13 protein-coding genes are annotated in these 14,910 nt (G+C 50.3%); 6 read left to right on the forward strand and 7 right to left on the reverse strand.

What is annotated here, in order from left to right; all coding sequences use genetic code 11:
- Nucleotides 1-18: 18 nt before the first annotated feature.
- From HYT76_07245 to mtgA, 3 genes are read left to right on the forward strand one after another with little or no spacing between them, the layout of a single operon-like run.
- The gene (locus HYT76_07245; GenBank protein MBI2083351.1) at nt 19-174 is read left to right on the forward strand and encodes a twin-arginine translocase TatA/TatE family subunit; all 156 of its coding nucleotides are present in this window, start codon (nt 19-21) and stop codon (nt 172-174) included.
- Nucleotides 171-896 (forward strand): twin-arginine translocase subunit TatC, encoded by a 726-nt coding sequence (tatC, locus tag HYT76_07250; protein ID MBI2083352.1) that lies wholly within the window; start codon nt 171-173, stop codon nt 894-896. Before HYT76_07245 ends, tatC begins: the two co-directional genes overlap by 4 nt.
- The gene (gene mtgA, locus HYT76_07255; GenBank protein MBI2083353.1) at nt 893-1,546 is read left to right on the forward strand and encodes a monofunctional biosynthetic peptidoglycan transglycosylase; all 654 of its coding nucleotides are present in this window, start codon (nt 893-895) and stop codon (nt 1,544-1,546) included. The genes tatC and mtgA overlap by 4 nt, the downstream gene beginning before the upstream one ends.
- Here mtgA and HYT76_07260 read toward each other — a convergent pair.
- The 7 genes from HYT76_07260 to HYT76_07290 all read right to left on the reverse strand — a co-directional run bounded on the left by HYT76_07260 (nt 1,543) and on the right by HYT76_07290 (nt 11,737).
- The gene (locus HYT76_07260; GenBank protein MBI2083354.1) at nt 1,543-3,066 is read right to left on the reverse strand and encodes a methylmalonyl-CoA mutase; all 1,524 of its coding nucleotides are present in this window, start codon (nt 3,064-3,066) and stop codon (nt 1,543-1,545) included. The two genes, mtgA and HYT76_07260, sit on opposite strands and share 4 nt — an antisense overlap.
- Nucleotides 3,063-3,575, reverse strand: a complete 513-nt coding sequence (locus HYT76_07265) for a biotin/lipoyl-binding protein (GenBank protein ID MBI2083355.1) — start codon at nt 3,573-3,575, stop codon at nt 3,063-3,065. Before HYT76_07265 ends, HYT76_07260 begins: the two co-directional genes overlap by 4 nt.
- Nucleotides 3,539-5,104: an ATP-grasp domain-containing protein gene (locus HYT76_07270; GenBank protein ID MBI2083356.1), complete on the reverse strand. Its 1,566-nt coding sequence runs from the start codon at nt 5,102-5,104 to the stop codon at nt 3,539-3,541. Before HYT76_07270 ends, HYT76_07265 begins: the two co-directional genes overlap by 37 nt.
- Nucleotides 5,105-5,158: 54 nt before the next feature.
- Nucleotides 5,159-7,039 (reverse strand): DUF4215 domain-containing protein, encoded by a 1,881-nt coding sequence (locus tag HYT76_07275; GenBank protein MBI2083357.1) that lies wholly within the window; start codon nt 7,037-7,039, stop codon nt 5,159-5,161.
- Nucleotides 7,040-7,226: 187 nt separating this feature from the next.
- A complete protein-coding gene (locus HYT76_07280) occupies nt 7,227-8,615 on the reverse strand; it encodes a serine/threonine protein kinase (protein ID MBI2083358.1) in 1,389 nt (462 codons plus the stop codon).
- Nucleotides 8,616-8,658: 43 nt separating this feature from the next.
- The gene (locus HYT76_07285) at nt 8,659-10,206 is read right to left on the reverse strand and encodes an alkaline phosphatase family protein (protein ID MBI2083359.1); all 1,548 of its coding nucleotides are present in this window, start codon (nt 10,204-10,206) and stop codon (nt 8,659-8,661) included.
- The gene (locus HYT76_07290) at nt 10,187-11,737 is read right to left on the reverse strand and encodes a methylmalonyl-CoA carboxyltransferase (GenBank protein ID MBI2083360.1); all 1,551 of its coding nucleotides are present in this window, start codon (nt 11,735-11,737) and stop codon (nt 10,187-10,189) included. The genes HYT76_07285 and HYT76_07290 overlap by 20 nt, the downstream gene beginning before the upstream one ends.
- Before the next feature lie 71 nt (nt 11,738-11,808).
- Here HYT76_07290 and hisC point away from each other — a divergent pair, with 71 nt between their 5' ends.
- The 3 genes from hisC to sufB all read left to right on the forward strand — a co-directional run bounded on the left by hisC (nt 11,809) and on the right by sufB (nt 14,890).
- A complete protein-coding gene (gene hisC / locus HYT76_07295; protein MBI2083361.1) occupies nt 11,809-12,849 on the forward strand; it encodes a histidinol-phosphate transaminase in 1,041 nt (346 codons plus the stop codon).
- Between the two features lie 150 nt (nt 12,850-12,999).
- Nucleotides 13,000-13,452 (forward strand): Rrf2 family transcriptional regulator, encoded by a 453-nt coding sequence (locus HYT76_07300; protein MBI2083362.1) that lies wholly within the window; start codon nt 13,000-13,002, stop codon nt 13,450-13,452.
- A 1-nt stretch (nt 13,453) separates the two neighbouring features.
- Nucleotides 13,454-14,890 (forward strand): Fe-S cluster assembly protein SufB, encoded by a 1,437-nt coding sequence (gene sufB, locus HYT76_07305; protein ID MBI2083363.1) that lies wholly within the window; start codon nt 13,454-13,456, stop codon nt 14,888-14,890.
- Nucleotides 14,891-14,910 lie beyond the last annotated feature (20 nt).

The following is a 14,910-nucleotide window of genomic DNA, read 5'->3' on the forward strand; positions in this document are numbered from 1 at the left end:
TTCGTTATACCACTTTCCATGTTCGGTCTCGGCACCTCAGAACTTTTAGTTGTTTTGGCCCTTGCCCTGATTTTTATCGGGCCGGAGAAACTCCCCCAAATCGCGACCACCCTCGGGCAAGCGGTGAAAAAATTGAAGGAAGCGATCGACGATATCAAATCCGAAATCAAATGAGCGAACAGAAACTCACCCTCACACAGCATCTCCAGGAACTCCGGACCTGCCTGATCCGCTCCGTCGTGACGATCGTGGTCGGGATGGGAGTTTCCCTCTACTTCTCGAAAAGCATCTTTCGCCTCCTTCAGAAACCGCTTCTCACGACATTGCCTTGGGGATCCCATTTTATCGCGACCTCACCGCTCGAGGCCTGGACTACCTATCTAAAGGTCTCACTCCTGACCGGATTTTTCTTGAGCCTCCCTGTCATTTTTTATCAACTCTGGTCTTTCATCGCCCCAGGACTTTATCGAAACGAAAAAAAGATCGCGTTCCTTTTTGTTGCCTTCTCGACCCTCTTTTTTGTGGGCGGAGGATTTTTCGGATATTTTGTCATTTTTCCGATCGGATTCAAATTTTTTGTGACCGCACTCGAGGGGACCGACATCACGCTCCTCCCGGTGATGAAGGATTATCTGGGGTTCATCATCCGGATGCTCTTCATCTTCGGTCTGATCTTTGAAACCCCCCTCATTCTCGTCCTTCTGGCACAAATCGGGATTGTCAATCGTCGACAACTCGCCTCGGCGAGACGTTACCTGATCGTCCTCGCCTTTCTTATTGCCGGAGTTTTAACCCCCGGCCCCGATGTCGTCTCTCAACTCCTCCTGGCCCTTCCACTCCTTGGGCTCTATGAGATCTCCCTCATCGTGATCCGCCTTATCGAAAAGAAAAAATGAAAAAGAAAATTATCCTGATCCTGATTGTTGTCTTTGGACTTGTCGTTGGGTGGTTTTCCTACGACATGATCTCACTCAAAAAAAAGAATCCTGGCCCGACCGCACTCATGCAGCAACGAGGAACCCCGATCCACCAGACCTGGGTGCCACTTTCGAGGATCTCTCCCTTTCTCAAAAGGGCTGTGATTGTCGCTGAAGACGCCTCTTTCTATGGGCATAACGGGATTGATTTTCACGAGTTCGTCGAATCTCTGAAGAAAAATATCGAGGAACGCGAATTCCATCGAGGTTTTTCAACAATCACGATGCAGGTGGCGCGAAACCTCTACCTCTCTCCGGGAAAAACAATTCCCCGGAAGCTGATGGAAATTGTGATCGCCTGGGTTCTGGAGCAAACCCTCTCCAAAAACCGGATTTTTGAGATTTACCTGAATATTATTGAATGGGGAGACCATATTTACGGCGCCGAGGCGGCCTCACAACATTACTTTAAAAAATCAGCGATCGAACTCTCTCCAGCTGAGGCAGCCTTCCTCGCCTCAATCATCCCGAGCCCGCTTAAGTGGGGCCAATGGCCCCCAGGACCTTATGTCTGGCAACGTGTGCTCATTCTTCTGAATCGGATGAATCCGGAAAACCTGCAACCTTAAATGACCACATTCTCTCGATACTCCCCAAACACCTTCCTGAGAGAATTGGAAATTTCACCAAGCGTCGCCTTGGATTTCACCGCTTCGATGAGGACCGGCATCAGATTTTCTTTTCCATTCGCCTTTTCTTCAAGAGTCTTCAAAATCTTCTCTGTCTTCTTCTCATCACGAGAGGTTAGAAATTTCTTCAGTCTTTCTTTTTTCTCTTCCTCAATTTTTGGATCAATCCGATGGATCTTTGGAGCAGTCTCCTCTTTGAGCCGAAACTCGTTCAGACCGACGACAATCCGCTTCTTTTCCTCAATCTCCCTTTGATACTGAAACGCCGCCTCCTGGATCTCTCGCTGGACAAAACCGGACTCGACCGCCCGAAGCATCCCCCCCATCTGATCGATCTTGTCCATCAGCTTTTTAGCCGCACTCTCAATCTCGTTCGTCTTCTGCTCGATGACATAAGAACCACAGCAAGGATCGGCGGTATTCATGACACCCGATTCACTCGCGATCAGTTGCTGTGTTCGAAGCGCAATATGGGCCGATTCTTCTGTCGGGAGCGCCAACGCCTCATCGTAGGAATTGGTATGCAAGGACTGACAACCACCCAAAACTGCCGACAACGCCTGAAGCGTGACCCGAACAATATTATTCCTCGGCTGTTGCGCGGTCAGCGTACATCCCGCGGTCTGGGCATGAAACCGGAGCATGCATGATTTATCCTCTTTTGCCTTGAATCGTTCTTTCACGAGCCGGGCCCAAAGGCGACGCGCCGCCCTGAATTTTGCAATCTCTTCAATAAAATCATTATGCACGCCGAAAAAGAATGAGATCTGAGGGGCGATATCGTCGACGGAAACACCAGCCTTTATCAGCTCTTCCAGATACGTCCTTCCGTTCATGAGCGTGAAGGCGACCTCCTGAACTGCCGTACATCCCGCCTCTCGCATGTGATATCCGGAGACGCTGATCGCGTTCCATTTCGGGACATTCTTTTGGCAAAAGGTGATCAGGTCGGTGATGATCCGGAGTGACGGTCCTGTGGGATAGATATAAGTTCCGCGAGCGATATACTCTTTTAAGATGTCGTTCTGGACGGTCCCGCGAAGCCTGTCCCACGAGACTTTTTGCTGATCGGCCACAGCAAGATAGAGTGCTAAAAGGATCGATGCGGTCGCATTGATTGTCATTGAAGTAGAGACCTGATCCAATTGAATCCCATCAAAAAGCAGATCCATATCTTCTATCGAATCAATCGCCACACCGACACGACCGACTTCTCCTTTCGCCATCGCATGATCGGAGTCATATCCCATCTGCGTCGGCAGATCGAAGGCGACCGAGAGACCGGTCTGACCATGCTCGAGGAGATATTTGAATCGCGCGTTCGTCTCACGTGCATCGCCAAACCCGGCGTACTGCCGCATCGTCCAGGGACGACCACGATACATCGTTTCGTAAATGCCTCGGGTAAATGGAAACTGACCGGGGTTGTTAAGCTCTGTTTCGTAATCGATCTTTTTCATTCAATCACCACCAGTTCCTGCCCCGCCTCCACCGTCTGACCAACCTTCACGACAATCTTCGACACCTTCCCCGCTTTCGGAGAGGCCAGCTCGTTCTCCATCTTCATCGCCTCGACGACAATAAGCCCATCCCCTTGCTTGACAACATCTCCCTCGGTCACCTTGATTCCGATCACGCGCCCGGGCATCGGAGATTTAACCTTCCCGCTCTGTACAGCGGCAACGGATGGGCCCTTTCCGAGCTCACCGACCGGCAGGACCTCTATCAAATGACCCTTGAGATCGACCTGATATCCACCATTCTTCTCCCGGACAAAGACCTCGTAGGAATGGCCGTCCACAAGGATCGAATAATGCCCCGGACCGAGGACTCGATAATCAATCGAAGGGCTCGCGTCGCCCCCCCAACCGGCAAAGCCGGATTGGGTCCCCCCCTCAACGCCCCTTTGGGGCTGGTTATTCTCTTTCTCCTTCAACGCAAACCCTCCTGACGGGCGGTGGTTTTCCATGGGGATTCTGTAGGGGTCCCGCTTGCTGGACCCCTCTCTTGGGCGCAGCAAGCAGCGCCCCTACATTTTCGATGAATCTCCACCGCAATCCTCGCGATCTCTTCATAACCGGTGTGGATCTCGCGTTTCAGATTTGAAAGTTCCCGTTCCACAAAACCGGTGTCATAGGAACCTTTTTGAAATTGGGGGTGGGCCAAAAGCGCCTCATGAAAGCAGAGATTCGTCTTCACTCCTAAAATCTGGTACTCCTGCAAGGCACGTCTCATCCTCTGGATCGCCTCTTCACGAGAATTCCCCCAAGCGATCAATTTCGCAATCATCGGATCATAATAAACGGAGATCTCTGAACCGCTCGTCACTGCAGTATCGACCCGAATCCCAGGCCCCTCTGGGTTTCTGAGCTCCTCGATCCGCCCCGGCGAAGGAAGAAAATTATTGTCCGGGTCTTCGGCATAGATGCGGCATTCGATGGCGTGGTATTGGGGGCGGGTGGCTGGGGGTCGGGCGCCCGCCCGAGCGGAACGGGTGAGCACGGGTGGGCGGAACCCCCAGACAGGACCCGCCCCAAGTATTGCACCAGCGGCAATTTCTATCTGCGCCCTGACCAGATCAATCCCGGTCACCGCCTCCGTCACCGGATGTTCGACCTGAAGCCGCGCATTCATCTCAAGGAAATAAAAATTCTGATTTTTATCGACGAGGAATTCGAGCGTGCCGGCATTTTCATAGTGTGCCGCCTTGGCAATCTTCACCGCCGCCGCCATCATTTTTTTTCGGGTTGCCTGTTTTAGAAATGGAGACGGCGATTCCTCGACGATCTTCTGATGGCGCCTCTGGATCGAACACTCCCTCTCACCCAAAGCGATAATCTTTCCCGTACGATCTCCCAGGATCTGGATCTCGATGTGATGTGGCCCCTCGATATACTTCTCCAGATAAAGCGAGGGATCACCGAACGACTGTTTCGCCTCCGACGAGGCAAGGCGAAAGGCGGATTCCACCTCATGTGCGGCATCAACCCGACGCATTCCCTTCCCTCCCCCTCCGGCACGCGCCTTCAAAAGAACCGGGTACCCAAATTTTTTCGCGACCTCCTTAGCCTCTGGAAAATCTTTGAGCGGGCTCTCCATCCCGGGGACGACCGGCACCCGAACCGACTGTGCCACCTTCCGCGCAGAAATCTTGTCTCCAAGCTTCCTCATTGATTCAGGTGAAGGACCGATAAATTTTATCTTTAGTTTGCGACAGGCCTCCGAAAAATCGGCGTTCTCAGAGAGAAACCCATAACCGGGATGGATCGCTTCAGCCCCCGATCTCTTCGCTACCTCCAAAATTTTTTGGATATTGAGATAACTTTCGGCAGCCAGTGCCGGACCGATCCGATACGCCTCATCGGCAAACCGAACATGGAGCGCCTCACGGTCGATCTCCGAAAAAACAGCAACTGTCCGGATCCCAAGCTCCCGACAGGCGCGAATAATGCGGACCGCGATTTCACCTCGATTGGCAATGAGAATTTTTTTGAACACGCGACTCTTTTAGACAGGAGAAGTTTTATTGGCAATCTTTAAAAAGACAGGTGGCTAAGGAGTCGGCCAACTATCCGTAGCACCCGCAGGTGTGTATTTCCTGATAATAATATCCTGTCTGCCAAGATCTACAAACTCCCCATTGATGAAGGAGCCGATTGTGTAGATATTTCCGGAGGGATCCAGCACAACACTCGAAAAGTTAACCCATGCCCGATCACCCTCCATCGTGGGATCGTACGGAGCCATTCCGGGACGTCCGCGCCCCCCTGAAGGTCCTGCAAGGCTGTCCTCCCAAAACGAGGTCGACAGATCGGATGAGAATTTACCTATCCATAGAAGATCGGCATGGGCTTGAGTTGGTACTGGGCTCGGCGGGTCATCGGTCCACTTCCAACCGACAACGTACAGATTTCCGCCAGAATCAGAGGTAATCCCCCTTGAATAGCGATGCGGTATCACATCTGAACCATCCAAAACAAGATTGCCCAAAAGAGTCCCATCAATAGCCGAAACCTTTTCCAGAAATCGTCCTTCGGAGGCTGTTGCCAGATAAAGATTCCCATCCGACGCAACCGTCAAACCACGAGGCAAGGCGTCATACTCGAGCGGACCAAGGGTTTTGGACCACCTGAGATCACCATCGACTGAATACTTGAGAAGGAGACTCTGTCTGCCCAAACCTTCAACATCATTCCACCCCAGGATGTAAAGATTCCCCACTCCATCCAAAATAAGAGAAGCGGGATAATCCCTGTAACCAGATCCCGTATTATATGTGCGCTCCCATTCCAGAACAGGCTCACCCTCTTCCTCCTTGTATTTCCTGATCCAGACATCGTCGGAGTTTTCGCTCGTCAGCCGAGTGCTTCCCGTAGCGTAGATATTCCCATCGCAATCGACAGCAATTGCCGTCCCGCCATTGAAATAGGAGATGGTATAGGCTTCTCGCGTTGAAATCGACCCTGTATAAGAGGTATCCCAGACAACCACCCCGCTATAATTATATTTTCGAATCAAAATATCGTTGAACCGAGCGGTGATCACATAACTATTGCCATTTCCGTCGACCGCAATATGGTCGACCGATTGGGCGATTGTATTCGGAATCCTCTTTTCCCAGATAATCGTCCCACAGGTATCGATCTGCCGCACAGCGGTTTCATGGCGCCACTCCCCTCCGGCAACACCTATCCCCGGTGTCCCGTCTGGATTGTAATGAACATACTCCTGCGAAACAGTGTAGAGGGTACCGTTGGCATCGATCTCCAGACTTCTTCCGACATTGCTGAAACTTGTGCTCCCTCCTGTTGACCCTACAGTGCCTCTTGTATCAATGGTCCTTGTCCATGGCGAGGCCGAATCGGCACAAAACGGGTGGGAATCGGCAGCGCAATTTACCGGCGCCGGCGGTGTCATGACACAGGTGTCCACGGGACATCCTGCCGTAGAATCACAATTCTCCATCGGTCGATCGACGACCCCGTCCCCACACCGTGCCAGTTGACAATCCTTACGACAAACAGATGAATAATCAGCAACAGGGGCATCTGTGTTTGCAGCACCGGCATCACACACCTCGCCCGAATCGATGACTCCATTGCCGCAACTGGTCGGACAATGCAGCGAGGCAACGGAACCGGGCCTCGTCGCACATTCAGGGAGACATGTTGAACTACATCCATCGCCAGAAACGGTATTTCCATCATCGCAACCCTCAGTGCCGGCTCGAATCCCGTCACCGCAAACCGGAAATAGCCTCCACCACCAATCCTTCCATTTGCCTGTGGTAATAATTTCCCTCTTTATTTTTGCTTCTGTAGTTTTTTTGATAACTCCCCTCTTGGGTAAAATCGGTGGTGGTCCGGCAAAAATGGAAGCGGAATAGCCTCCAATTAAACTGAATAGTAATAAGAAAAATGTCCCCCTTTTCATTTAGCCTTTGATAGTGCAAAAAAAAGGCCAAGTTGCGGCTCGAGGAGGTTTTTCAACTATTCAATTTATATAGATATTATTTTATCAAGCAACACATTACCATTCTCAAAATGAGAAAATTATCAATTTGAGAATCTAAAGAGGAATACTCTTTCACCTTCTCAGAGAGCCACATCTTGATCAACGATTAGATCTTGAGATGAGAATAGGTCTGCTGCCAAAGTCTCAACGCACCTGAAAACTCTTCCACGCTCTGCCAACGATTCTCCGGTCTAAACTGGGTCGCTCTCTGGCAGACCAATTCCAGATGGTCGAGCGCCTGACATTCTGAGGAACCTAGCTGATCATAACGCAGTAAATCTCTAAAACGACGAGGTGGTTCCATTAATAATTTCCGAAAATAGACCTCATTCGACATAAAACTTTGGTAGTTGGACCATACTCGTAGATTATATGGGTGATGACCCGTAACGATCTGAAAAAGGGTAATCCCTAAAGAATAAACATCGGAAGAAAAGGTCGGTTTGTGGAGTGGTTGTATCCCCAAACGAGGCGCAGCCTGATCAATCGTTGTCAATTCCACAAAAGTCTCAGGAGCCATGTAGGGCAAGGACCCCAAATTATCGGGTTCAACCGTTTTCAAAACAGGATCAACCGTACGGGCACATCCAAAATCAAAGAGCATTGCCTCATGCGACTTATGAAGCATAAAAACATTTTGTGGTTTGATATCATGATGAAGAATCCCCTTTCGATGCATCGCAGAGACACCCTCCAGGACTTGAAGCATGATCGTCACTGATTCATGGGCCGTGAGTCTCTTCCCTCCCCTGTTCTGCACAAAATGCTCAAGCGTCGACCCTTCCATCAAAGGCATGACAATACCCACTTCGTCCAAAGGACCACGATAAACATTATGATAAACATCATAAAGAGGCATGAGGTGTGGGTCGGATGGACCTCTCATTTTTTCTACCATTGTCGCTTCTGTGCGAATCATTTTTTTAGTGGATTCGACATGTGCCCGCTTAAGAGCGACCCACTCCTTTCGCTTGGGATGCCAGACCTTGACCACTGAAGTTCTACAACTCTCAAAAACAGGAAAAATCTGACGACTTGGCAGACCAAAGAGAAGCGTTATCCCACCTTGAAGAACAACCTGGCCCGCCGTCACCTGTTCTGGTTCTTTTTGGTGTCGATCGACTATACGGATCAACTCAATCGCATCAAAAAGACTCCCAGCCAAGGAAATCAAAAAACCACCGCTTCGCAAACCTTTCTGGGCAATATTGATACTGCAAACACCCAGCACAGCACCTGCTAAGAAGAGGAGGTCACTGATCGGGTCTTGAGATTTCTCGTGCCACTGGGTCGTCAGTCGATCTAAAGATCGGTACCCATTCCAATAAAGGGGGATTTTCCCGATGCCGGATGAAAATCGGAAAAAACCCATCCCCTCAGGAAGAAATGACCGTCGAGTGGCTACTTGGCAAACCCTGGCCACCCCCCCTCCAACAAAAGAGGCCCATCCGAGCCAACAGGCGACATTGTCGATCCCTTCAACTTGAGAAACCATATCAAGGCGATTATCGGGGAAAGTCAGAAAAAGTTTTGGTAAATTAAAGACAATTAACATTACCATCCAGCCAGGACGGCGGATCCACTCCAATTGACCGCATGACAACAGGCATGAGATCAACGAGTCGAATCGGACACTGGCTTGCCTTTGCGGGACGATCCAGCCCATGGACAAGCATTGGAATACGCATCACCTTTTCCTGTAGCCCTCCATGATCACCGAGCAGTCGATAGCCGGTATCATCCTCCAACTGAATCACCAGATCCGGCGAATCCTTTTGAACCATCGTATTGAGAATGGGAACAGGGGAAAGAAAATCCGGAACCTTTTCCCCTCTAAAAACGGAACAGAGTTGATACCCGGCGTCTTGAACCACCTCCTGTTTCTTATAAACGGCAATGGCCCCCGGCATTTTTGAAAATGAACGGCATTGGCTCTCTGAATCTTTTTCTGCCTCCTCCGTCAACCAAATGCGTATCGCTGTGTCGGCGATTCCGTGATCCACAATCTCCCTCTGAAACCATTTCTGGGCCGCCTGTGGCATCTCACGATGATCCTTTTTAGACAATTGGCCATAAATGAATTTGAGTTCCCTTGGGTCTCCATAAAAATTCTTGGCCGCTGAGAGCCCCCCATGATCCGCTGTCACGATAAAAAGGGTTTCCTCCCATTGATTTTGCCTTTTAAGTTCGGCGATGATTTTTCCAACCTGTTGATCGGCAACCTTGAGGATGCCCGAAAGACGGAAGGAAGGATTTTTGGGCTTATGCCCGTCCATCTCACCATAAATATGTCCGATCTTGTCAATCCCTCCCATGGTGATGAGGAGTACTCGCCAATTCTTCTCCCTCCTCATAACTTCCAAGGCTGCATCCGCAGTCCAAACGTCGCCTCCTTGATGCCCCGGATCGTCGCCGGGAACATAATGATCCCCGTCGAGGGGATAGAGGGTCTTTTTGGTTCCGTAATCGCCAGAACAGTGCAGATAGAATCGTCCCCCCTCCGGTTTTGAAATATAAGTCGGAACCCTGAGACCCGAGGGAACACACCAGCCCTTCCATTCCCCCTCCTTAACCCGCTCCAGAGTGATCACTCGATCCGCATCCCTCCCGCCCAAAAGGATGGTCGCATAACTCTTTTGTCCGACGGCAATAGCAGTTCCCTTCAACTTCCTCTTAAGAAGGGAGAGGGCGCCTGGGCGTGGAGTAAATTTTTTGAAAAACCTTCGATATTGCGGAAGGGAAAGTTCATAAGAGCTGTGCCACGATCCTTTTTCGCCAACAAGTCCCTCAGCATCACGAAAAATCTCATCACCCCAACCAAATCGTTTGGGAAAGAGCCCCGTGCCGATCACGGCATGACTCACTGGTGTGATCGCCGGAAAGTGCCCCACGGAGGCGTTGACAAAATCGACCGAATCCCTTCGCAAGCCCCGCAGATGAGTGAGGTCATAGTTATTGATGAAGTCAGGTCGCATCTGATCAAGCACCACAATAACGACCCTTTTGGTCCCGGCCTCAGAGGACGAAAGAGAGAGGGTGATCAGAAAACCAGCAAGAAGAAATGATCTATAAAGGGATATTCCCATGTTTTTTTGGCGGGTTTTTGTCGCGTTTATTTTTGAGCATCTCCAACGCATCGATGATCCGGCGGCGGGTGTCGCGGGGGAGGATCACATCATCGATAAATCCAAGTTCGGCTGCTTTGTACGGATTTGCGAAGGCCTTTCGATAGTCGGCAACTAGTCGCTCCTTCTCCCTTGCTGGATCCTTCGCTTGTGCGAGTTGATTTCTAAAAATTATATTAACCGCCCCCTCAGGTCCCATGACTGCAATCTCCGCCGTCGGATAGGCCAGATTAATATCGCCACGAACATGTTTGGAACTCATGACGTCATACGCTCCACCATACGCCTTTCGCGTAATGATCGTGACCTTCGGGACTGTTGCCTCACAGAAGGCGTACAGAAGCTTCGCCCCATGCCGGATGATCCCACCATACTCCTGATCCGTTCCGGGTAGAAAACCGGGGACATCAACAAACGTGACGATCGGAATATTGAAGGCATCGCAAAACCGGACAAATCTGGCCCCCTTGATTGAGGCATTGATATCGAGACAACCGGCGAGATGGGCCGGCTGATTGGCGACAATCCCGACTGTTTTTCCATTCATCCGCGCAAATCCGATCAACATATTCTTCGCCCAATCGGTCTGAACCTCCAGAAAGGAGCCTTGATCGACAACGAGCTCGATCAATCCCTTCATGTCGTACGGCTTGTTCGGATTGTCCGGGACCCACTCATCCAATTTCTCTTCGATGCGATCTGAGGGGTCATTTGCAGAAACGACTGGTGGATCCTCCAAATTATTCGAGGGGAGATAACTTAAAAGTCGACGGGTCGTCGCAAGACAATTTTTGTCGTTCTCGGTGATGAAATGGGCAACCCCTGATTTCGCGTTATGGGTCATCGCCCCACCGAGGTCCTCTTTGGAAACCTCCTCATGCGTTACCGCTCGGATCACGTCAGGGCCGGTAATAAACATATGACTCGTCTTGTCGACCATCAGCACAAAATCGGTCATGGCGGGTGAATAGACCGCCCCACCGGCACAAGGTCCCATCACCACGGAAATTTGAGGAATCACACCCGAGGCCAAGACATTCCTCAAGAAAATATCGGCGTAACCGGCGAGGCTCATGACTCCTTCCTGAATCCTCGCCCCGCCGGAGTCATTGAGGCCGATCACCGGTGCCCCCACCTTCATCGCATGATCCATCACCTTGCAGATCTTCTGCGCAAACATCTCCCCCAGCGAACCACCGAAAACAGTGAAATCCTGTGAAAAGACAAAAACGAGTCTCCCTTCGACTCGGCCATAACCAACAATGACCCCATCCCCCGGGATTTTTTGCTCACCAATCCCAAACTCGGTCGCGCGATGGACGGCAAATCGATCGATCTCGACAAAGGTCTCTGGATCGAGAAGGAGATCGATCCGCTCACGGGCCGTCAGCTTTCCGGCGGCATGCTGCTTCTCGACCCGCTCCGGGCCCCCTGACTCGATAGCCTCCTGATTACGACGGCTGAGCTCATCAACTTTTTCCTGTGAAGACATAGAGTTAATCTCACGAAATATTTCTTTTCTATTGAACTTGCAAAGCATTTTTTCTTAGAGTCGGACGAACCATGCTTCGCGAACATGTCAAAAAACTAAAGGCCTATTCGGTCGAACAACCAGCTCACCGGATCAAGCTGAATCAAAACGAATCTCCGTACGACCTTCCGGCTGAGTTAAAAAATAAGGTCATCGAAAAGATCCGTGATCTGAACTGGAATCGCTACGCCTCCCCTTTTGCCGATTCCCTGCGTCGCGCCATTGCCAAAAAAGAGGATTGGGATCCGGAAGGGGTTCTCCTGCAAAATGGATCAAACAGCCTTATCAATATTATCGTCACCGCAACGGCGATACGAGGCAAGCTCATGACGGTAGCCCCCAGCTTTTCTCTCTACGCCATGGAAGGGAAAATCTTTGAAAATCGCGTGATCGAGATCCCCTTGGATCCGGAAGATTTTTCATTGCCGCTGAAATCCTTTTTGCAAAAGCTAAAGAAAGAAAAACCGTCGGTTGTTTTTTTGGCCAATCCCAACGCCCCGACCGGCAATCTTTTCCCTGAAGAGGAACTGCTTCAAATCGTGAAGGCAAGGAAAGAAACGATCGTGGTGGTCGATGAGGCCTACTACCCCTTCTCCAAAAAAACGATGAGACCGCACCTCAAGGATTATGAGAATTTAGTCATTCTGCGCACCTTCTCGAAGGCCTTTTCCGCCGCAGGGATCCGTCTCGGATATCTTCTGGCTGCCCCCTCGCTCGCTCGGGAACTTAGAAAGGTTATGCGCCCCTTTTGCATCAACCTCTTTCAGGAGGCTGTGGGACAAGTGATGCTCGATCACCCTGGATATGTGAGTGATGTTGTCAATCAGATCGTCCGGGAACGGGAGATGCTTTTCAATGAGCTCAAAAAAATCCCGGGGACGATCTCCTACCCCTCTCAGGCGAATTACATCCTGTTTCGTGTTGCGAACGCCTCCAAGACATATACCAGTCTCCTGGATCAGGGGGTTCTCGTCCGTCCGATGCACGGCAAGGGGATCGAAAACTGCCTTCGTGTAACGATCGGAACCCCCGAAGAAAACCGGCTCTTCCTTCAGGCCTTATCAAAACCTTGACAAGCAGCCCGATTTTCACCTAGTGGGTCTTGACTCGGATATAGGACCTTGCTAGTCTTATATCGCTAATATTGGTGGGGTTAAACACATTAACATACTGATTTAATTAACTAAAATAAACGCCCCATCAAAGACTAAAAGGATCTTAAAATGCTTCACTTCAATAGAAAAACAGAATATGCCCTCCTGGCGCTCGAGCATATGGCGCGAAAGGATGATTCGACGGAAACAGTCACGAGCGCCCGGGAAATAGCGATTGCTCACCGGATCCCGTACCCGATTATGGCAAAAGTGATGCAGCTCCTCGCGAACAAAGGGTTCATTAAGTCGGTCCAGGGGACCAAGGGAGGTTATGTCCTCGCAAAAAGCCCGGAGGAGATCACTGTTGAGAACATTGTCTATATCTTTGAGGGGTCATTGGCGGTCGCCGAATGTTTCAAAGAGGAGAAGATCTCCTGCCCTCAATGGGATGGTTGCTTGATCAAAGGTCCCTTCTCGGAACTCAATCGAAAGATCCATACCCTCTTGGCCCAAACGACGGTGAAACAACTGATCAAAACGGATCACAAAGAATTCGAGCTCCCGAGTCATAAGGAGATGTGAAATGGAAGAAATAGAGAAAATAACGAGTCAGGAATACAAATACGGCTTCATCAGCCCGATTGAGGCAGAGTCTGTACCAGCAGGGCTCAACGAAGAGACGATCAAACTCATCTCAAAAAAGAAAAATGAACCGTCTTTCATGTTGGAATGGAGGCTGAAGGCGTATCGACACTGGCTCACGATGCAAGAGCCGAAGTGGGCCAATGTCCATTATTCCCCGATCGATTATCAGGGAATCGTCTATTATTCGGCCCCAAAATCCAAGAAGGAGGGGCCAAAGAGCCTGGACGAGATCGATCCAGAAGTTCGAAAGACATTTGAGAAACTTGGCATCTCGCTCGAGGAACAGATGAGATTGTCGGGCGTTGCGGTCGATGCGGTCCTCGATAGTGTCTCTGTCGCAACGACTTTTAAGGAAAAGCTTGCGGAGCTGGGAATTATCTTTTGTTCGTTTTCAGAGGCGGTCCAAAACCATCCTGACCTCGTGAAGAAATATCTGGGATCGGTTGTTCCTTATACAGACAATTTCTTTGCAACCCTTAACTCAGCAGTCTTTTCCGATGGCTCCTTTTGTTACATCCCAAAAGGGGTCCGCTGTCCGATGGAACTTTCCACGTATTTCCGGATCAATGCCGCCAATACCGGTCAGTTTGAACGAACATTGATCATTGCGGATGAGGGAAGTTATGTCAGTTACTTGGAAGGTTGTACCGCCCCGATGCGTGATGAAAACCAATTGCATGCCGCTGTCGTGGAACTGATCGCCCTCGATAACGCCCAGATCAAGTATTCCACCGTCCAGAACTGGTATCCTGGAGACAAAGAAGGCAAGGGGGGGATCTACAACTTCGTTACGAAACGAGGCAAATGCGTCGGAAAAAATTCAAAGATCTCATGGACGCAGGTCGAGACCGGCTCCGCAATCACCTGGAAATATCCGAGCTGTATCCTTCAGGGTGACAACTCCATCGGAGAATTCTATTCTGTTGCGGTGACGAATAACTATCAGCAGGCTGACACCGGCACGAAAATGATCCATATTGGTAAAAATACGCGCAGCACGATCATTAGCAAAGGGATCTCGGCGGGCCATGGGCAAAATACCTATCGCGGACTCGTCAAGATTCAAAAGGGGGCGACTAATGCAAGGAACTATTCCCAGTGCGATTCCCTGCTGATGGGGCCCCAGTGTGGGGCTCACACATTCCCCTATGTCGAGGTGAAAAACAGTTCTTCAACACTTGAGCATGAGGCCTCGACCTCGAAGATTAACGAGGATCAACTCTTTTACTGTCGCCAGAGAGGGATCTCTTCGGAGGATGCTGTGAACCTGATCGTAAACGGATTTTGTAAAGAAGTCTTCCGCGAGCTCCCGATGGAGTTCGCCGTCGAGGCTCAGAAACTTTTAGGGGTTAGCTTGGAAGGAGCGGTTGGATAAGGGGGAAAAGGAGAAATTAA

This window comes from Deltaproteobacteria bacterium (assembly GCA_016180845.1).
Lineage (GTDB): Bacteria > UBA10199 > UBA10199 > JACPAL01 > JACPAL01 > JACPAK01.

What these genes read in the sequence shown, in the direction of transcription:
- HYT76_07245 (MBI2083351.1), top strand. Translation starts at nt 19, where the DNA reads ATGTTCGGTCTCGGCACCTCAGAACTTTTAGTTGTTTTGGCCCTTGCC.
- tatC (MBI2083352.1), top strand. Translation starts at nt 171, where the DNA reads ATGAGCGAACAGAAACTCACCCTCACACAGCATCTCCAGGAACTCCGG.
- mtgA (MBI2083353.1), top strand. Translation starts at nt 893, where the DNA reads ATGAAAAAGAAAATTATCCTGATCCTGATTGTTGTCTTTGGACTTGTC.
- HYT76_07260 (MBI2083354.1), bottom strand. Translation starts at nt 3,066, where the DNA reads ATGAAAAAGATCGATTACGAAACAGAGCTTAACAACCCCGGTCAGTTT.
- HYT76_07265 (MBI2083355.1), bottom strand. Translation starts at nt 3,575, where the DNA reads ATGGAAAACCACCGCCCGTCAGGAGGGTTTGCGTTGAAGGAGAAAGAG.
- HYT76_07275 (MBI2083357.1), bottom strand. Translation starts at nt 7,039, where the DNA reads ATGAAAAGGGGGACATTTTTCTTATTACTATTCAGTTTAATTGGAGGC.
- HYT76_07280 (MBI2083358.1), bottom strand. Translation starts at nt 8,615, where the DNA reads ATGGTTTCTCAAGTTGAAGGGATCGACAATGTCGCCTGTTGGCTCGGA.
- HYT76_07285 (MBI2083359.1), bottom strand. Translation starts at nt 10,206, where the DNA reads ATGGGAATATCCCTTTATAGATCATTTCTTCTTGCTGGTTTTCTGATC.
- HYT76_07290 (MBI2083360.1), bottom strand. Translation starts at nt 11,737, where the DNA reads ATGTCTTCACAGGAAAAAGTTGATGAGCTCAGCCGTCGTAATCAGGAG.
- hisC (MBI2083361.1), top strand. Translation starts at nt 11,809, where the DNA reads ATGCTTCGCGAACATGTCAAAAAACTAAAGGCCTATTCGGTCGAACAA.
- HYT76_07300 (MBI2083362.1), top strand. Translation starts at nt 13,000, where the DNA reads ATGCTTCACTTCAATAGAAAAACAGAATATGCCCTCCTGGCGCTCGAG.
- sufB (MBI2083363.1), top strand. Translation starts at nt 13,454, where the DNA reads ATGGAAGAAATAGAGAAAATAACGAGTCAGGAATACAAATACGGCTTC.